17 protein-coding genes, 2 pseudogenes and 1 riboswitch are annotated in these 19,205 nt (G+C 41.0%); of the genes and pseudogenes, 8 read left to right on the forward strand and 11 right to left on the reverse strand.

The annotated features are described in order from the left end of the window. Position 1: 1 nt before the first annotated feature. On the reverse strand, positions 2 to 637 hold the full coding sequence (gene gacA, locus J576_RS12275) for a response regulator transcription factor GacA (protein WP_000633799.1): 636 nt from the start codon (positions 635 to 637) through the stop codon (positions 2 to 4). A 211-nt stretch (positions 638 to 848) separates the two neighbouring features. Here gacA and pbpG point away from each other — a divergent pair, with 211 nt between their 5' ends. Then, on the forward strand, positions 849 to 1,895 hold the full coding sequence (gene pbpG / locus J576_RS12280) for a D-alanyl-D-alanine endopeptidase PBP7/8 (protein WP_031951071.1): 1,047 nt from the start codon (positions 849 to 851) through the stop codon (positions 1,893 to 1,895). A 107-nt stretch (positions 1,896 to 2,002) separates the two neighbouring features. Here the strand turns inward: pbpG and thrC are convergent, their stop codons facing one another. From thrC to xerD, 4 genes are all read right to left on the reverse strand, one after another. Continuing rightward, positions 2,003 to 3,142, reverse strand: coding sequence for a threonine synthase (gene thrC / locus J576_RS12285; RefSeq protein WP_002048893.1), 1,140 nt, complete (start codon positions 3,140 to 3,142; stop codon positions 2,003 to 2,005). 55 nt (positions 3,143 to 3,197) lie between these two features. Next, positions 3,198 to 4,499 carry a homoserine dehydrogenase gene (locus J576_RS12290; protein WP_002048970.1) on the reverse strand — a complete coding sequence of 434 codons (1,302 nt, stop codon included), beginning with the start codon at positions 4,497 to 4,499 and terminating at the stop codon, positions 3,198 to 3,200. Between the two features lie 244 nt (positions 4,500 to 4,743). Further along, positions 4,744 to 5,559 (reverse strand): DsbC family protein, encoded by an 816-nt coding sequence (locus J576_RS12295; RefSeq protein WP_004710941.1) that lies wholly within the window; start codon positions 5,557 to 5,559, stop codon positions 4,744 to 4,746. 146 nt (positions 5,560 to 5,705) lie between these two features. Further along, positions 5,706 to 6,626, reverse strand: a complete 921-nt coding sequence (gene xerD / locus J576_RS12300) for a site-specific tyrosine recombinase XerD (RefSeq protein WP_002053149.1) — start codon at positions 6,624 to 6,626, stop codon at positions 5,706 to 5,708. 143 nt (positions 6,627 to 6,769) lie between these two features. Between xerD and J576_RS12305 the strand changes: the two genes are divergently transcribed. The 5 genes from J576_RS12305 (at position 6,770) to ftsW (ending at position 11,862) form a co-directional block, all read left to right on the forward strand. Then, the gene (locus tag J576_RS12305; protein WP_002053176.1) at positions 6,770 to 7,030 is read left to right on the forward strand and encodes a FeoA family protein; all 261 of its coding nucleotides are present in this window, start codon (positions 6,770 to 6,772) and stop codon (positions 7,028 to 7,030) included. Then, positions 7,027 to 8,883 carry a ferrous iron transporter B gene (gene feoB, locus J576_RS12310; protein ID WP_002053142.1) on the forward strand — a complete coding sequence of 619 codons (1,857 nt, stop codon included), beginning with the start codon at positions 7,027 to 7,029 and terminating at the stop codon, positions 8,881 to 8,883. Before J576_RS12305 ends, feoB begins: the two co-directional genes overlap by 4 nt. Positions 8,884 to 8,895: 12 nt before the next feature. Continuing rightward, positions 8,896 to 9,147: a DUF6587 family protein gene (locus tag J576_RS12315; protein ID WP_002053159.1), complete on the forward strand. Its 252-nt coding sequence runs from the start codon at positions 8,896 to 8,898 to the stop codon at positions 9,145 to 9,147. A 147-nt stretch (positions 9,148 to 9,294) separates the two neighbouring features. Then, entirely contained in the window at positions 9,295 to 10,641 is a 1,347-nt protein-coding gene (gene murD, locus J576_RS12320; protein ID WP_002053179.1) for a UDP-N-acetylmuramoyl-L-alanine--D-glutamate ligase, read from the forward strand. A gap of 24 nt (positions 10,642 to 10,665) precedes the next feature. Beyond that, positions 10,666 to 11,862: a putative lipid II flippase FtsW gene (ftsW, locus tag J576_RS12325; protein WP_002053154.1), complete on the forward strand. Its 1,197-nt coding sequence runs from the start codon at positions 10,666 to 10,668 to the stop codon at positions 11,860 to 11,862. Between the two features lie 50 nt (positions 11,863 to 11,912). Here the strand turns inward: ftsW and gluQRS are convergent, their stop codons facing one another. The 6 genes from gluQRS to J576_RS12355 form a co-directional block, all read right to left on the reverse strand. Continuing rightward, a complete protein-coding gene (gluQRS, locus tag J576_RS12330; RefSeq protein ID WP_002053143.1) occupies positions 11,913 to 12,896 on the reverse strand; it encodes a tRNA glutamyl-Q(34) synthetase GluQRS in 984 nt (327 codons plus the stop codon). Between the two features lie 2 nt (positions 12,897 to 12,898). After that, positions 12,899 to 13,435: an RNA polymerase-binding protein DksA gene (gene dksA / locus J576_RS12335; protein WP_001262524.1), complete on the reverse strand. Its 537-nt coding sequence runs from the start codon at positions 13,433 to 13,435 to the stop codon at positions 12,899 to 12,901. A 210-nt stretch (positions 13,436 to 13,645) separates the two neighbouring features. Continuing rightward, positions 13,646 to 14,458, reverse strand: coding sequence for a 3',5'-cyclic-AMP phosphodiesterase (gene cpdA, locus J576_RS12340; protein WP_002053135.1), 813 nt, complete (start codon positions 14,456 to 14,458; stop codon positions 13,646 to 13,648). A gap of 4 nt (positions 14,459 to 14,462) precedes the next feature. After that, positions 14,463 to 15,089, reverse strand: a complete 627-nt coding sequence (locus J576_RS12345; RefSeq protein WP_002053169.1) for an NUDIX domain-containing protein — start codon at positions 15,087 to 15,089, stop codon at positions 14,463 to 14,465. 75 nt (positions 15,090 to 15,164) lie between these two features. Further along, positions 15,165 to 17,042 (reverse strand): phosphomethylpyrimidine synthase ThiC, encoded by a 1,878-nt coding sequence (thiC, locus tag J576_RS12350; RefSeq protein ID WP_002053187.1) that lies wholly within the window; start codon positions 17,040 to 17,042, stop codon positions 15,165 to 15,167. A gap of 90 nt (positions 17,043 to 17,132) precedes the next feature. Next, positions 17,133 to 17,267, reverse strand: a riboswitch (TPP riboswitch). Between the two features lie 34 nt (positions 17,268 to 17,301). Then, positions 17,302 to 18,384 carry a hypothetical protein gene (locus J576_RS12355; RefSeq protein ID WP_202981974.1) on the reverse strand — a complete coding sequence of 361 codons (1,083 nt, stop codon included), beginning with the start codon at positions 18,382 to 18,384 and terminating at the stop codon, positions 17,302 to 17,304. A gap of 110 nt (positions 18,385 to 18,494) precedes the next feature. Here J576_RS12355 and J576_RS12360 point away from each other — a divergent pair. Together J576_RS12360 and J576_RS12365 are read left to right on the forward strand one after the other, a co-directional pair. After that, positions 18,495 to 18,902: pseudogene (locus J576_RS12360) on the forward strand (TetR/AcrR family transcriptional regulator); the annotation flags it as partial. Between the two features lie 74 nt (positions 18,903 to 18,976). After that, positions 18,977 to 19,205: pseudogene (locus tag J576_RS12365) on the forward strand (IS3 family transposase); the annotation flags it as partial.

Consider the following 19,205-nt stretch of genomic DNA (forward strand, 5'->3'; position numbering starts at 1 on the left):
ATTATGGTTTGATCAGACCGTAACGAATCGCAAGGTGTGTGAGTTTTACATCACTATCAATTCCTAACTTTTCAAAAATACGATAACGGTAAGTATTTACAGTTTTCACACTCACAAAAAGTTTATCGGCAATTTCTTGTGCGCTAATACAATTGACGACCATCATCGCAACTTGCATTTCCCGCTCTGATAGAGAATCAAAAGGGGATTGTTGAGTGTCGGATAAATAAGAGCTTGCTAGTTGCTCGGCAATATCGGCACTAAAATATTTACCGCCCTGCATGACTTTATTAATTGCACGTACCATCTCGGCAATTGGCGCACCCTTGGTGATATAGCCTTTTGCACCAGCTTTTAGCAATAAAGATGGGTAGGGTTCTTCAGCAAGGCCACTTACAGCAATGACTTTGGTCTCTGGGGCTGTTTGTAATAAACGACGAGTTGTTTCTACACCACCGATGCCCGGCATGTTGACATCAAGTAGTACGACTTGCGGATGTTGCTGGCGAACGATAGCAATTGCTTCTTCCCCAGATTCGGCTTGTCCAATTACCTCAACATCTGCATGATCTTCTAACATACGGCAAATACCCGTACGTACCAGTTCATGGTCATCGACAACTAAAACTGTAATCAAGAAGACCTCCTTTCTTTCAAAAAACAAGTTTTTTGTTACATAAAGCAAAATAAGCTTGCAATGGAATGACAAAATTAGCAATCCTATTCTTCTATAGTGAGCGAATAGTTGTGCACAATTGTGTCGGTAAAGCTTTATACCTTATATCCCAAATGTAAGGCATAATGATAGTAAGCGCAAATGTGTGTCACCCTGAGTCGAGTATTGTGCCGTGAAAAATTCTAAAAAGTCTTTAATGCATGTGCTAAGCATGTCTATTTTGCTTAGTTTGAGTTCAACAAGCTTTGCAGAACTCGTCAATAACCCGTCCTCAGGGAGTACTGGTACTGCAAGTTTAAATTGGTCAGCAGCGGATGCTAGTCAGCTTTTAAATGATGAAGATGATGAGCCGACGCCGCAAGGTTCAACTTCTGTAACTACAACTTTACGTGGCAGTAATGCACCGAAAGTTATTAGCTCTACACCTAGAGTTGCTCCAATCCGTGATACTGGAGGTTATAACGCCCAGCCGAGTGTCAGTGCACGTGCTGCACTTGTGATGGATGCACAAACAGGTGAGGTCCTTTATAGTAAAAATACCAACGCATCGGTACCGATTGCGTCTATTACCAAATTAATGACAGCAGTTGTAACGGCAGATGCGCGTTTAAACATGTCAGAAGAAATTACACTTGAGCAAATCGATTTTGCTGGTGCAAATGGTAAAAACTCAAGCTCAACCTTACGTGTTGGCGACAAGATGAACCGTGCAGAAGTTCTTCTGTTTGCTTTAATGAAGTCTGAAAACCCAGCAGCGGCAGCTTTAGCGCGTACTTATCCGGGTGGTCGTCCTGCATTCGTAGCAGCGATGAATGCGAAAGCACGTTCTTTGGGTATGAGTGCAACTCATTATTATGAATCAACTGGTTTAGACCCACGCAATGTCTCTTCTGCACGTGACTTGGGGATTTTGGCGAGTACAGCATCTCAGTATGGTTTGATCCGTCAATTCTCGACAACACCGACTTATGATTTTAACTTGGGTTATCGCGTATTGAAATCTAACAATACCAATGCTTTAGTGCGTAATGGTGGTTGGAATATCAACTTATCTAAGACTGGTTATATTAATGAAGCAGGGCGCTGTGTTGTGATGCACACAACTGTAAATTCGCGTCCAGCAGTCATTGTATTGCTTGGTGAACCAAGTACACAGGCGCGTAATAACGATGCAACTAACTTATTAGGTTGGTTAAGTAATTTGCCAAAACGTATTTAAGTTAAATATTTTAAAAACGCTTCTTAATAGAAGCGTTTTTTTATGCCATTTTAAACAGCATAAAAAACGGCTGTTTAATACAGCCGTTTTTTATAAAAATTCAGATTTTACATATTAGATAAAATTGAATCTTTTACTTGATCCATTGTTGCATCAATTGACAACATCACTGCATCAGCACATTGTTTGATTGCAGTATCAGGATCTTTCAAGCCATTACCAGTTACTGTACATACGATGACAGAACCTTCAGCAATTTTACCCGCTTTAATGTCACGGATCGCACCACCGATAGAAGCAGCAGACGCTGGCTCAACAAATACACCTTCATACATAGAAAGTAAGCGTTGAGCTTCTAAAATTTCGCTGTCTTGAAGTTCATCAAACCAGCCTTTAGAGTCGCGTACCACAGCTTTTGCATGGTTCCAGCTTTGTGGATTACCAATACGGATTGCAGTTGCAACTGTTTCAGGGCTTTCAACTGGAGCACCACGTAAGAATGGAGCTGCACCAGAAGCTTGGTAACCTACCATTGTTGGTAAGCCTTCTGGTTTAGGACCGGTAAATTGATCGGTCGCAGCATCATAAATCACTTGTTCGAACTGATCAGCAGGTTGGTTTGCTACAGCTTCTGTATAACCCATCCAGTGAGCTGTAATGTTACCTGCGTTACCTACTGGCAAACAGTGATAGTCAGGTGCACGGCCTAAAGCTTCAACGATTTCATAAGCAATCGTCTTTTGACCTTGCAAACGGTAAGGGTTGATTGAGTTTACAATCGTTACAGGAGCTTGATCAGCCACTTCTTTTACTAGACGCATACCATCATCGAAGTTACCACGGATTTGCATAGTGATCGCACCATACATCATGGCTTGAGCCATTTTACCCATCGCGATTTTGCCTTCTGGAATCAAAACAAATGCTTTGATACCAGCACGCGCAGCGTATGCGGCAGCGGCAGCAGAAGTGTTACCTGTAGATGCACAGATAATTGCTTTAGAACCTTCTTCAACCGCTTTGGTTACAGCCATGGTCATACCACGGTCTTTAAATGAACCAGTCGGGTTTAAGCCCTCATATTTCACATAAATTTCAACATCTTTGCCAATAATACGTGGAATATTCTCAAGTTTAATGAGAGGGGTGTTGCCTTCACCCAAAGAGATAGCACGAGTAGTTGCCGAAACTGGCAAACGGTCACGATAACGATCTACAAGACCAGTATAACGATTGGCATTAGACATGATGGTGTTCCAATTATGAGGTGAAGCGGGAGAGGGAATCTTTCCCTCAACCTGATTAACTATCGAGCGATTCTAAACGAATTCTTACGATTTCGCCACGAATTGCAGGTAATGCTTGAATTTGCGCAAGAGCGTCATCCATTTTTGATTCAACGATTGGATCGGTCAAAATTACGATTGGAATGAGGTCTTTTAAGCGTGATTGTTGCATGATGGCATCAATACTGATTCCGGCACGGCTTAAGATGGTTGTTACATCTGCAAGTACACCAGTCTGATCTTCAGCATTTAAGCGGATGTAATAACCTGTAGTCATTTGTTCACGGCTTAAAATTGGCATATTTGTTAATGCTTCGAAAGCCAGTTGAGGAATTGTACCTGCACCATCTTCTGTATAAGAGATATCACGAACAATATCAATCACATCGGCAACGACCGCAGAAGCTGTTGGACCAGCACCAGCACCAGCGCCGTAGTACAGCGTTGGACCAACGGCATTGGCTTGAACTAAGACAGCATTTTTAACGCCGTTTACGTTGGCAATAAGCTGCTCATCTGGAATAAGCGTTGGGTGAACACGTAACTCAATACCATGTTCAGCACGACGTGCAATACCTAAATGTTTAATGCGGAAACCAAGTTCTTCGGCATATTTCACATCTTGCGCAGTGATTTTGCTGATACCTTCGGTATAGACTTTATCGAACTGCAGAGGAATACCGAACGCACAAGACGCTAAAATTGTAAGCTTATGTGCAGCATCAATACCTTCAACGTCAAAAGTTGGGTCTGCCTCTGCATAACCGAGTTCTTGAGCTTCTTTTAATACATCATCAAATGCACGACCTTTCTCACGCATTTCAGTCAGAATAAAGTTACCTGTACCATTAATGATGCCTGCTAACCATTCGATATGGTTTGCAGCAAGGCCTTCACGAATCACTTTAATAATTGGAATGCCGCCAGCAACTGCTGCTTCATAAGCAATTTGGACAGCGTTGTCTTCTGCTGCTTTAAATAGTTCATTGCCATGTTCAGCGAGTAAAGCTTTGTTTGCAGTAACAACTTGTTTACCGTGCTTGATGGCTTCCATAATGACTTCGTAAGCAGGGTGAATACCACCCATCACTTCTACAACCACATCTACATCGGGTTGACGAACGATATCAAGTAAGTCTGCGCTTTGTTTAATCCCTTCTAATTCGAGATCTGGACGAGGGCGACGTGTTCCAACGTGGGTAATTTGAATTTCTCGACCGGTGCGACGTTTAATTTCAGCGGCATTTTCTTGTAGTAGTTTAAGGGCTCCTCCACCTACGGTACCTAGACCGAGTATTGCCAGGCGAACTGGTTTCACGTCACACTCCATATCATCATTGAATCATTTAATTGAAGCTAGATCATAGCTAAAAAAAACGCCAGACTCTAGCGCTTTTCGTGCCTGTTCAATCAATTAGAGTGCGATGTTCGGAAAAGCAGAGTAGATCAGTCTTTAAACACTGGCATGTAAAGAACTATTTGTTGAAAAAATAAAGCGCTGCAATAAGAGCAGCGCTTTGTGTACAAGATAACTGGTGAACTATTCATCAAAATTGAGAATATTATTTATCCAGACGTTTAACTAACTCATCTGGTGTTAAGTAGCCACCGAGATATTGTCCATCGACGTTGTAGATGGCTGGAGTACCATTTACGCCCATGTTTAAACCAAGTTGATATTGTTCGCGAACAGGATTTTTACATTGAGCAGGTGGAATGCTAATGCCTTGTACAGCTTGATTAAATGCAGCTTTACGGTCTGCACTACACCAAACGGCTTCCATCGTTGGCATAAATTGTTCGCCGCGCGGCCACGCAATGTAACGAACCTCAATGCCTTTCTCATTAATCTCGGCTAAATGCTCATGTAGTTTGTGGCAATAAGGACAACTTGCATCGGTAAACACATAAATTACATGTTTAGCTTTACCACCCTTAGCTGGATAAACAATCAAATCTTCATTTTTTAAAGCAGCAAGGTGCTTTTTGTTTTCTGATGCTTGAAGGTTGTCGCCAATATTATGCAGCTCTTTACCGCCTAAACGGATGACATCACCTTGAATAAGGTACTTACCATCACTTGTCGTATAAACAGAAGTCATACCTTCAAGGTTTACCCAATATAAATTAGGTACTTCAGTCGGTTTGATGTCTAAAATTTTGACGTTGATGTTTGCATTCTTAAATTGTTTTTGCAAAGTTTCGATTAAACGCTGTTTAGCATTACGTTCAATGATGGTTGAAGCTTCCCCAGTAGCAGGTGCGGTCGCTGTGAGCGCATCTTCTTTTTGTGGTTTGTTTTCTTTAGAACAAGCACTGAACAACAAGCTAGAAGCCAAAGCACAGGCAAGAAAAATTTGAGATCGGGTAAAGGACATAGATAACCCTTATTTCATCAGTATTTATAGTCAGAAGCTGCTAAGCATAACAAAAAATCTAGTGTGTATTGTTAAAACTTTCTTAACCTTTGTGAACGAAATCAAATGATTGTTCGGTGTATTTCATATAATTCGTTTAAAAATTTTTAACCCCTAGGGTGATGTTTTTCATGTAATTGTTGCATTCTTACTTGCGCTACGTGGGTATAGATTTGGGTGGTAGATAAGTCACTATGACCCAGTAACATTTGTACTACGCGTAAGTCAGCGCCGTGATTGAGCAAGTGTGTTGCAAAGGCATGGCGTAAGGTATGAGGCGACAGCTCAGCCTGAATATTGGCTTGTAATGCATATCGTTTAATTGCATACCAAAAATTCTGACGGCTCATGATTCCGCCATGTTGAGTTAAAAATAAATAGTCAGTGGAAGTTTTATAAAGTTGTGGACGTGCATCATTTAAGTAGCGTTCTACCCAGTCACAAGCATATTGGCCTAATGGTACTAAACGTTCTTTATTGCCTTTACCAGTAATACGTAAATAGCCTTGTTTTAAATTGATTAGCTCCAAGCGCAAGTTGATTAGCTCAGAAACACGTAAACCACATGCATAAAGAACTTCAAACATCGCTCGATCACGTAACCCCAAAGCTGTTGTAATGTCAGGCGCTTGAATCAGTGCTTCGACATCTTCTTCTGATAAATCTTTGGGTAAAGCTCGGCCAATTTTGGGTGAGTGATGTGTCGCTACCGGGTTATCGCTTCGTAATTTTTGTTCACGTAAAAATTTGTAAAACTGGCGTAGGGCAGATAAACAACGTGCAATTGAGCGTGGACTTTTTCCTATTTTGGTGAGTTCAATGAGAACATCAGAAATGTCATCACTCGACCATTTCGGCAAGCTATTTTTTTTATGAAGTTCAGCACATTGAATCAGGTCAGATAAATAAGCATTACGAGTATGTGGACTCACTGTTTGTGCAACTAAATAGTCGCGAAAACCTTGTAAAAAGCTCAAATGTTCAGGAATTTGAACAGGGCTTGGAATACGCGGTTTCTTATTTATCATAAACAATGTCCTCTAAACCACTGTACTTTAAAAGAAACTTTAAGATTTGTCGATTAAAGTAGGTGAGAATTGAAATTTAACCTTATTTGGTAATTATTCTCATTTATATGTATACTAGTAAAAAAGGTTTAGGATCGGATGCGGTGCGTTTATCAGCGTTGAAAGTGAAGCAAGCGGCTACCATCACCAAAGTAGATCGGATGACACAAACATCCGAGCAACAAGATTTGGTCGCAATTCGTTTGGAAAGCTTGGGCTTTGTACCAGGTACTCGAGTAGAGGTGATTACCAAAGGTATTTTTGGTGGTGATCCGATCTTAATCCAAATTGGCTTTACTCGTTTCGCTTTACGTAAGGCGGAAGCGGAAAAAATCGAGATTCAGTTAGAAGGAGTACCCGCATGAGTAATGCGCTACGTATTGCCCTTGTGGGAAACCCGAACTGCGGTAAAACTTCGCTGTTTAACCATTTAACTGGAACAAGACAAAAAGTTGCTAACTATGCGGGTGTAACTGTAGAGCGTAAAGTCGGTAACTTTCAATTACCTTCAGGCCGTGCAGTTCGTGTACTAGATTTACCGGGTACCTATAGTTTGCAGGCAACTAGCCCAGATGAAGAAATTACCCGTGATGTCTGCCAAGGCAAAATTGCCGAAGAAGGGCAGCAAGATGCTTTTTTATGTATTGTCGATGCGACGAACTTAAAACTGCATTTGGGTTTGGTGCTTGAAATTATTGAATTAGGGCGTCCAATTCTGGTTGTATTGAACATGATGGATGAAGCGCGTCGTCGCGGTATTCAAATCAATACACAGAAACTCTCTGAGCGTTTAGGTGTGCCTGTTGTTGAAACGGTTGCCGTACGTAATTCAGGTATTGAAAATTTATTGCATGCGCTCGATCAAGAAAAATATACCGTACCTCATACTGAACTGAGTGGTTTAAGTGGTGGACATCATCAGAAAATCGAAACGATTTTTAAAGATGTGGTTAATTTTGTTGATCATGATGATAAGCGTACTGACTTTCTAGATCGAATTTTCTTACATCCTGTGTTGGGTTTACTCAGCTTGGCAGTAATGATGTTTATTGTCTTTCAGGCAGTATTTGCTTGGGCTGAACCTTTTAAAGCTGCAATTGAAGATGGGGTAATCCCATGGTTAGGTGAGTGGTTAAATGGAGCCATCCATCAGCCTGTGCTACGCAGTTTAGTTGTAGACGGTGTTCTGGCGGGAGCGGGCACAGTATTGGCTTTCTTGCCTCAAATTTTGATTCTCTTCTTCTTTATTTTGGTACTCGAAGAATCAGGTTATTTACCGCGTGCAGCGTTCTTGCTCGATAAATTAATGTTTAAAGCCGGCTTGAGTGGTCGTTCTTTCATTCCATTATTATCAAGTTTTGCCTGTGCGATTCCTGGCATTATGGCAACCCGAAGTATTAGTGATTCACGTGACCGTTTTACCACGATCATGGTTGCACCTCTCATGACATGTTCGGCACGTTTGCCTGTCTATGCCTTGTTAATTGGTGCATTTATTCCAAGTCAAACTGTTTTAGGCATCTTTAACTTACAAGGTTTAGTGCTGTTTGGTTTATACATGGCAGGTATTTTAAGTGCACTTTGTGTTGCCTTTGTGATGAAGTTTTTGCGTAAAGACAAATCACAGCATGCCTTATTAATGGAATTACCAAGTTATCGTTTTCCTGATCCAAAAAGTATCGCTATTGGGTTGATGGAACGCGCAAAGATTTTCTTACGTCGTGTTGGTGGGATTATTGTTGCATTGACCATTATTCTTTGGTTCTTGTGTACTTTCCCTCAACCACCCGAAGGCGCAACGCTACCAGCAATTGATTATAGTTTTGCGGGTATGGCAGGGCACTTTATTCAGCCTTTATTCGCACCGCTTGGCTTTAACTGGCAAATTGTGGTGGCTCTCATTCCCGCAATGGCTGCTCGTGAGGTTGTGGTTGCAGCATTAGGTACGGTATATGCGCTATCTGGTGCCGATGATAATGCTGTTGCACAGGGGCTTGCTCATTTGATTAGTGTAAACGGCACGGGTTGGTCATTGGCTACAGGGCTATCTTTATTGGTCTGGTTTATTTATGCACCACATTGTTTAGCAACCTTGGCAACGGTACGCCGTGAGACAGGTTCATGGAAACATGTGGCAGTCATGACGGCTTATCTATTTGGTTTGGCTTATCTCATGTCATTTTTAACCTACCAAATTGCATCACGCATTTGGGGTTAATAGGAGGCGCTTATGTTTGATTACCTTATTGTTGCTGTATTGGTGTTGTGGAGTGCCATTGTTGTCTTTAAAAAGGTATTTCCTCAAACGTCCGCTTCAGTATTTCTTGCATTATCAATCCAGTGTCAACGCTTGGGTTGGCAGCGTTTGGCGTCATGGTTGAAGCCTAAACAGGCTGCCGGTTGTGGTGGCAATTGTGGCTGTTCTACTGATGATGCACCTACCCAAAAGTCCGCTCCAGTACAAACGGTGAAGTGGCGTTAATTTTTCTGTATAAAAAGCCATCGAATGATGGCTTTTTTACGCACTGACACAAAAAAAGTAGAATAAAAGTCAAACTGAAAAAGTATTCAAAACAGCAAAGTGCTAACATTTTTGCCATTCTGTCGATTGATAAATTGTGGGGCAAAAATGTTAATACAACGTGGTGGGTTAAAAGTTGTAGCAGGCTTGGGTATATCAGGTGTTTCTGCTGTAAATTTCCTGCATGAACAAGGCTACCAAGTTGCAGTAACGGATTCCCGCCCCACACCTCCCGGACATGATCAAATTCCTGCAGACGTGAAGACCAGTTTTGGTCAACTGGATCAAGAATTATTACTACAAGCAGAAGAAATTATTTTAAGCCCGGGCCTTGCACCACAATTACCAGAAATTCAGGCTGCTATTGCTAAAGGTATTTCTGTAGTAGGTGATATTCAGCTACTTCGCCGTGCAACTGATGTACCGATTGTTGCGATTACAGGCTCTAACGCGAAGAGTACTGTTACTACTTTAATGGGCTTAATGGCTAAAGATGCAGGTAAGAAAGTTGCCGTTGGTGGTAACCTTGGTCGCCCAGCTCTAGATTTACTTAAAGATCAACCAGAGTTATTGGTACTTGAGTTATCAAGCTTCCAGTTAGAAACCACATCTCACTTAAATGCTGAGGTCGCTGTGGTACTGAACATGAGTGAAGATCACTTAGATCGTCATGGCAATATGCTGGGGTATCACCAAGCAAAGCACCGTATTTTCCAAGGTGTCAAGAAAGTTGTATTTAACCGTGATGACGCTTTAAGCCGTCCTCTTGTACCTGATACAACGCCAATGCAAAGCTTTGGTCTAAATGCACCTGACTTAAACCAGTACGGCGTTTTAAGAGATGCTGACGGTACACTTTGGCTTGCTCGTGGCTTGCAGCGTTTAATTAAAAGCTCAGACTTATATATTCAAGGTATGCACAACGTAGCCAATGCTTTAGCGTGTTTAGCATTGGGTGAAGCAATTGGCTTACCTATGGAATCTATGCTTGAAACTTTAAAACACTTTAAAGGTTTAGAGCACCGCTGTGAGTATGTAAAGACCGTACATGATGTACGTTATTACAATGACTCAAAAGGAACCAATGTTGGCGCTACACTTGCAGCAATTGATGGTTTAGGTGCTGCGATTGAAGTGAAAAAAGGTAAAGTTGCCCTAATTTTAGGTGGGCAGGGTAAAGGTCAAGACTTTACTCCTTTACGTTCTTCTATCGAAAAGTATGCCAAAGTTGTGGTATTGATTGGTGAAGATGCGCCTGTCATCGAGCAGGCCATTCAAGGTGCAACTAAAATTTTACATGCGGCAACACTTAAAGAAGCTGTCGAGATATGTCAACGTGAAACACAAGCTGAAGATGTGGTATTGCTATCACCAGCATGTGCAAGTTTTGATATGTTTAAAAGTTATAATGACCGTGGTCAGCAGTTTGTTGCCTGCGTCAATTCGTTGGTTTAAAGAAAATATGATTAGGAATGTAGTATGGCAGGCTTAGCTCAGACCACAATCCAGAAAATCAATCATTGGTATGAACGGATATTGCCGAAATGGCCAGCGGAAGTGACGCCACGTAATGTCTTGATTTTCTGTGTCGTTGCATTGTTATGTATCGGTTCGGTGATGGTAGCATCTGCTTCGATGCCTTATGCAGAATATATGCATGAGAACCCGTTTCACTATGTCATCCGCCATGCGATATCTATTGCGGTTGCTGGGGTCTTGGCGTATTTGACTTACCGAATCTCACTCAATACATGGTTTAAAAATACGTTTCCGCTGTGGTTGTTAACCATGGTTCTGTTACTTGCTGCTTTGGCGGTAGGTTCGGAAGTCAATGGTTCTACACGTTGGATTAAAATCGGTGGTTTTACCTTACAGCCTACAGAGGTTGCCAAAGTCATGATGGCAATCTTTACGGCAGACTACGTGGTACGCCGTGCTAAAGAGGTTCGTACGCACTGGAAAGGTTTACTGCGTTTAAGTGGTGTGATGGCGATTACGGTCGGTTTAATTATTGCCGAGCCTGACTTGGGTGCGACGATCGTTATTGTCATGATGATGGTCGGCGTGTTCTTTTTAGCTGGTGCGCCGCCAACACAGTTCTTAATTATGCTTGGTGCGATTGTCACCGGTATCGTGTTTTTGATCTTGTTTGAGCCTTACCGTTTCCAGCGTTTGATTTCGTTTACCGACCCATGGGCAGATCCATTAGGTGTGGGTTATCAGTTATCAAATGCACTCATGGCCTTTGGCCGTGGTGAATGGTTTGGAACAGGCTTAGGGCATAGTGTTCAAAAGCTATCTTATTTACCAGAAGCGCATACTGACTTTATGTTGGCCGTGTTAGGCGAAGAGTTTGGCTTCTTTGGTATTTCGATTGTCATTGGCTTATCTTTCTTGATGTTGGCTTGTTGTATCAAAATTGGACACCGTGCCTTGAAACATCATTATCTTCGCGCGGGCTATTTGGCTTACGGTATTAGTATTATTTTCTTACTCCAGATTTTGGTAAATGCGGGTATGAACATGGGCTTAATGCCAACCAAAGGTTTAACTCTGCCATTTATTAGTTATGGTGGTACGTCTTTAATGATGTGTGCAGCTATGATTAGCTTGATCTTAAAGATTGATGCATCAACTCAAGAAGTAAATCCTGAAAGAGAAGAATCGAACTTCTAAACTATTTCAGTTGTTATGAAAAGCCCGATATCGAATCGGGCTTTTTTTATTTATAAATATATTCCGCCAAGCTCTTGTCCGTGAGGAATTAAATCTACATTCCACTGCGCTACAGCTTGCTTGAGCATCACTTCAGGGCGATCTAAATCAACCTTGGGTTGACCTAGGGCTTGTATGGCGTGTTGAAGTAATTCAGGTGCTTTAGTTAAATCGAGTGCTTGAGCAAGATTTTGTTTAGAAAGCTTTTGCCCCTGATCATTCATAGCCAGAGGAAGATGCATATAGCTTAGTTTAGGGTAACCGAGGAGCTGACCCAGCCAGATTTGGCGTTCAGTGTTATCTAAAAGGTCTGCACCACGAACAACGTGTGTAATACCTTGTAAGTAGTCATCCACGACAACAGCAAGTTGATAGTTAATAATGCCATCACGGCGTTTAAGAACAAAGTCACCAAGGTCATGTTGTAGATTAGAACAATGAAGTCCTTGCAATCGATCATCGAAACAGATCTGCTGATCCTGAACTTTAACGCGAATCGCTTGATCTTGAAAATCGAGATGCAAATCACGGCAAGTACCTGCATAGATTGCATTTGAACCGAGCATTTTACGGGTACACTGACATGCGTAAACTAAACCTTCTTTTTTAAGTTGGTCTAATACGCTTTCATAAATATTTAGGCGGTCTTTTTGAAAGATGATCTCTGCATCAGGATCGAACTGAAAAGCTTCAATTGACGCGAGTATATGGTCTTCACTACCGGGATAGATGCGTGGAATGTCAGTATCTTCAACACGAACAAACCATCGCCCTTTGTGAGCTCTAGCATCACAGTAACTGGCAACAGCAGTAATCAGTGATCCGAAATGTAAAGGGCCGGTTGGCGAGGGCGCAAACCGACCTGAGTATGAGCAGCGATTAAGTGGAACATTGTTCCGCCGCTGAGCAAGAGAAAAGCTATGCTTTTCTGGCAAGCGATTTAACTGCTGCGCAAAAGCCGAGTCGAGCTCGGCTGGAGAATTCTTAACCGTCACAATTAACCGTTATTTTGCTTCTCTTTAATTTCTGCCAAGGTTTTGCAGTCAATACATAACGTTGCAGTTGGACGTGCTTCTAAACGACGTAAGCCGATTTCGATACCACAAGTTTCACAGAAACCGTAGTCTTCGTTTTTAATCGCTTCAAGAGATTGTTCGATTTTACGAATTAATTTACGTTCACGGTCACGTGTACGTAATTCAATTGCAAATTCTTCTTCTTGGGTAGCACGGTCATTTACGTCTGGCAAAGCAGTTGATTCATCTTGCATCGTATTTAAAGTACGATCAACTTCAGACATTAATTCAGCTTTCCATGCTTGCAGAATTTGTCGGAAATGCTCGAGCTGTCCTTCAGACATGTACTCTTCATTTTTCTTAGGTTGATAAGGTGCAATACCAAATAAACTTGCAGTTGAGCCTACGTCAGAAGTTTTAGGTTTCACTTTACGTGCACGTTTTGCAGAAGCTTTATCACCTTCTACTACAACTTCTGTATGTTCATCCAAAACTTGGTTGTGGTTGTCATTCGCCATAATAGGGCATTCCTCATCATACACGTATTATCTATACGCAAAAAATATGGTGATATGCAAGTGTTTTTATAGAAAACCATCGATGGATTTTTCCATCGGGTCGTCATCATATAGATTTTTCCTGCAAGATGATAGTCATTCTATCCCGTAAATAATTTCAAAACGTGTTTGCCCTAGTCATAATTCCTCATAGAGGTATTCAATTTAGGACTAATATCCTGAAATATCAGTGTTTATATGGGTTTCGAAATTTTCAAGTCGAAACACTTTTGTTTCAAAAGTACCATCATTATTCAGACGAATGTAACGGTAACCCGGTGCATTTTGATCGAGTGCAAAATCGTTACTAAACGGTTTAAATTGTACACTTGTGGAAGGTGTCGAGAAAAATTCGATACCTTGCCAAATATTAAGAGAGTCTTGATGTACGTGTCCACAAACTAAAGCCTTTACATTTTTAAATGGGCTTAACGTATCTAGCAGTGCATTTGAGTTTTGTAGCTTATGATGATCAATCCATTTTGATTTCATGGCAAATGGGTGATGATGGCAAGCCAGCAGAACTGGATGATCTGCAAATTGCTCAAGTAAGTTTTCTAAATTTTCTAATTGTTCCAATGACAAATGACCATCTACTTTTCCCTTTACGGCACTGTTGAGCATAATGATGCGCCAATTCCCTAAACCGACCACCACAGGTTCCTGATGATTTTCGTTATGCAGTGGAAAGTGGTCCACATTGTCATGATTACCGAGCGTGTGGAAAAAAGGCAAACCCAAGGTTTGCATAAAGTTGATATAACGCTTGTAGGTAATAGGGGTTGGGGCTTGTGCGAGGTCTCCGGTATGAATAATCGCGTCCGCTTCTGGATGTTGTTTCAATATCTGCTGGATAATGGCATGGAAACTTTCTTCAGGATTCATCCCCACAAATTCTAGCTGTGGATACTCCAATAAATGTGTATCGGTAATTTGTATGATGACATGATTTTTTTGTGAAAGTGTTGAGACTTGGAAAGTCACCGTCCTACCTCTTCGGATTTATTATCGTTTTGCTGTGTTGAGCCAGCCATTGTAATGCCATAATAACAGGGGCATTTCTTAAACGTCCGCTGTCGAGTAGTGTTTGAATTTCGTTATAACTAAACAAATGCAGCTGAATATTTTCACCCTCATCATCTACTCCAAAAACACCGCCTTCGGTGGGTAAATCGGTTTCGGCGACATATAGATGAAATAATTCTGAACAGGCGCCTGCTGATGGGTAAAAACTAAATAGATGCTCTAAATCCTGAACTTCACAACCTGATTCTTCAAGGCTTTCACGGCGAATACAACTTTCTGGTGACTCATTGCCATCTAACACGCCTGCAATAATTTCGAGTTGCCACGGCGATTGAGAGTCATCTAAAGCACCAACACGAAACTGTTCAATCAGTGCAAACTGTTGTTTTTGGTCATTGTAGAGTAGGACACCAGCCGCTTCAGGTCGATGCACAAGTTCGCGCTGCAATACAGGAGTATATTCAGATTGATTAAATAGACGATGTCGAAGGCTGACTTTTTCAACTTGAATAAAACCACTGAACAGAGGCTCACGTGATGTTACTTCGACATCTTTAGATGTATAACTTGGATGCTCGACAATACTCATGATTCGATCAGGACGAAATCTATTTATTTCATCCTAACCGAGAATCATGGCTAGGCAAGTGTTTTTTTTGAATATTTACACTTTATGATACAGTTTTTGTCCTTGCTCTTGGTAAACCTCTTTCATTGCTTTGAGGCCTTCTTCAACCTCTGAATCGCTATTGGTGAGATTGTTGGCATAGTCACGTACATTCTGGGTGATTTTCATCGAACAGAATTTTGGACCACACATTGAGCAAAAGTGAGCAGATTTATGCGCTTCTTTGGGTAAAGTCTCGTCATGCATGCTGCGTGCTGTATCTGGGTCTAGGCTTAGGTTGAACTGATCATCCCAACGGAATTCGAAACGTGCTTTAGACAAGGCATTATCACGAACCTGTGCACCCGGATGGCCTTTGGCAAGATCGGCTGCGTGTGCTGCAATCTTGTAGGTAATAATTCCGTCTTTTACATCTTTCTTGTTTGGCAAACCTAAATGCTCTTTTGGTGTCACATAGCAAAGCATTGCTGTGCCATACCAGCCAATCATAGCTGCGCCAATCGCAGAAGTAATGTGATCATAACCCGGAGCGATATCTGTAGTTAAAGGTCCAAGTGTATAGAATGGTGCTTCTTTACATACCTCTAACTGCAAGTCCATGTTCTCTTTAATCATGTGCATTGGTACGTGACCCGGGCCTTCAATCATGACCTGAACATCATGTTCCCATGCTCGGTGAGTAAGCTCACCCAATGTTTTAAGTTCACTGAACTGCGCTTCGTCATTTGCATCTTGAATACAACCCGGACGTAAGCCATCGCCTAAGCTAAATGACACGTCATAGGCTTTCATAATTTCACAGATTTCGTCGAAGTGTGTGTATAAGAAGTTCTCTTCATGATGAGCGAGGCACCACTGCGCCATGATTGAACCACCACGAGACACAATACCCGTTAAACGGTTTGCTGTAAGTGGCACATAGCGAAGCAATACACCTGCGTGAATGGTGAAGTAGTCAACGCCTTGTTCAGCTTGCTCAATAAGTGTGTCTTTAAAGATTTCCCAAGTCAGGTTCTCAGCAACACCATCAACTTTTTCAAGGGCTTGATAAATTGGCACGGTACCGATTGGAACAGGTGAGTTACGAATAATCCATTCACGTGTTTCATGAATGTTTTTACCTGTAGACAAGTCCATAATGGTGTCAGCGCCCCAACGGGTTGCCCATGTCATTTTCGCAACTTCTTCATCAATTGAAGAGCCAAGCGCTGAGTTACCAATATTGGCATTAATCTTAACCAAGAAATTACGGCCAATAATCATTGGCTCAAGTTCTGGATGGTTAATGTTGGCAGGAATAATAGCGCGGCCTTCAGCAACTTCTTGGCGAACAAATTCAGGCGTAATTTCTTTTAAATTTTTTGCACCAAAGTTTTGACCTGGGTGCTGGCGCATATCTACAGCTTCGCGTTGGCGCTGATTCTCACGAATCGCAATATATTCCATTTCAGGCGTGATAATACCTTGCTTGGCATAGTGCATTTGCGTGACATTTTTACCAGCTTTAGCACGGCGCGGGTTTTGAATGTGAGCAAAACGGATGTCAGCGGTACGAATATCTTTTAAACGTTCTTGACCAAACTTTGAAGTTAAACCCGCAAGTACGTCAGTATCGTTACGTTCTTCAATCCATTTTTGGCGAACTGAAGGTAAACCTTTATTTAAATCGATTTGAACATTCGGGTCGGTATAAACACCTGAAGTGTCATAAACCATAACAGGAGGGTTATGTTCACCGCCAAGACCAGTAGGGGTATCGGTTAAAGAAATTTCTCGCATTGGAACCTGAATGTCAGGGCGAGAGCCTTCAATATAAACTTTTTTAGAAGCGGGTAAGATGCGGGTTAAGTCTTTTGCATCTTGTTCATGTTGTGCTGAAATTTCAGCAGAAGAGAGATTCGTTAATTGGTTCATCACATGATCCTTATGAATAACATCAACGAATCAAGCACGACCAAAAACGATGGCGGATTTATCTTGAACTAGATAAATTGAGGGCTTTAAGTTTTCAGATGGCTTGATTCCTACGCAGGTCTTAACCTGATCAGGTTCAACGGTACTTGTGATCAAACTTGTGTTGCGATAACACGGAATTTACACAATCTCAGCGAGCTATTACTCGCGCTCCGTCAAGCGATTTAAAGACTAACATGTTTTAGGTTGGCTGGCATTGTCAATTTGTATCTATACAAACCGCATCCATGTGGCAGTCACGATAACTTTTGGTATTCCACGGCGACTCTAATTTTAATAACTGCTCAAGCTGTTCATGCACAATCTGATAGGTAGATTTCTTTTGCCCATTTTCATCAATTAAATCTGTCTTGAATTGTGTATTACGCTCATCCACAGGAGTGGCAATAAACTTCAGAAATTGTTGAGCGGGTTTTGCTAAGCTGGATTGTTTTTGTGTAGATAAGAAACGAATTTGTTGTAGAGCATCTTTATCAATCCATGTGTTTGGAGCAAACTCATCGGATACAGGCGTATTATCTAGCCCAAAGAAAATAAAATATCGATACTCATTAAACAATAATTTTGCATCATTAATAAAATAACTCTTTGGATATTTTTGAATAAATTTCTCCCAAAACAATGCACGCTCAGTAAGCTCTTTCCATGAGATAGCCAAAGCACCATCGTCATAGAAAATGTCTTTATTGTCTTTTGCCATACGCGTTAAGAACTCTTTTTGGTCAGCGGGTAGGGCTTTAGCAAAAACATCAACTAAATAGTTCGGCTGACGGCGATAAGTAAACATACCTTCACCTTGATAAAGTAGTTCAATATAGGCTTGGCCTTCATGTTGAATCAGATATTGATCACGAGCACTAAGTTGATCGAATAACTTTTTCTTGGTTTTCATTGTTTTTTTAGCAACTAATGGTTCTTGTTCTAAAATGGCATAGCCAAAAGCTTCAAACGCTTTTGCTGTTTTTTCATTATATTCTTGTTTTAGAAAACGCTGATACATAGCCGTCGATGCTTCAATTAGCTTAAGCTGTTCATTATTTTTTAAAGAGGGAACACAGGTTTTAAGTTTTTCATTAATTTGATTTAGGTCTTCTATTTTACTGTTTTGATTAATTTTCTGCATAGCAGCCATAGTTTGTAAGCAGCTACTGTCTCGCTGTTCGGTGGACTTTTGTGCAGTTGATTTTTGCTCTTTAGATACAGCCTGATCTTGCTCTGATGTTTTACTACATCCAGCTAAAAGTAGTGCACTGCACATACTCATCATTAGAATTTTTTTCATCTTTATATTTTTATCGAAATTGATATTGCTCAAATTATAACGCTTAAAAAGATTGCATCACTGTTAGAAATCTTTATTATTAGGTAGGTCGGTCTACTTAGGTAAAAGCTATGAATGATAAAACAGCAAGACAGAAAATTCTCGATGCTGCTTCAACTTTGTTTTATAACGATGGCATTACTGCAACAGGAATTAATACGGTTACGGCTAAAGCAGATGTAGCCAAGATGTCGCTTTACAATAATTTTTCTTCAAAAGGAGATCTTGTTGATGCCTACATTGCTGCACGACATCAAGAGTGGTTAGACCTTTATCAAAACCGTTTAGAAAAAACAAAAACAGCTAAAGAAGCTATTTTGGCCGTATTTGATGCCTATCAAGATCATGCCGAGTTTGCTTATGAAAAGGGTTTTAGGGGATGTGGACTTTTAAATGCTGCTGCTGAGTTTCCTGCAAATAGTGCAGGACGAAGTTCGGTAAGAAGGCATAAAGAAGAAGTTGAGGCTATTGTTGCTGAGAGGTGGATCAGGAAATTTGAACAACACTTATAAGTGATATTTTGCTCCCCAAATGATGTTATAAACATCAATATATGGAGTATTTTATGGCACGTAGACCAAGAAGAAATCATTCAAATGATTTTAAAGCTAAGGTAGCACTTGCTGCGATTAAAGCAGAAAAAACACTTGCTGAATTGAGTGCTGAATTTGATGTTCATCAAAACCAAATTATCGACTGGAAAAATCAACTGATTTCAGCTTCCTCGCAAGCTTTCGATCAATCAAAAGCTCCAACAGAACCACCCATCGATCTAAAAAAAC

The sequence above is a fragment of the Acinetobacter sp. 766875 genome (genome assembly GCF_000582055.1).
GTDB lineage: Bacteria > Pseudomonadota > Gammaproteobacteria > Pseudomonadales > Moraxellaceae > Acinetobacter > Acinetobacter nosocomialis.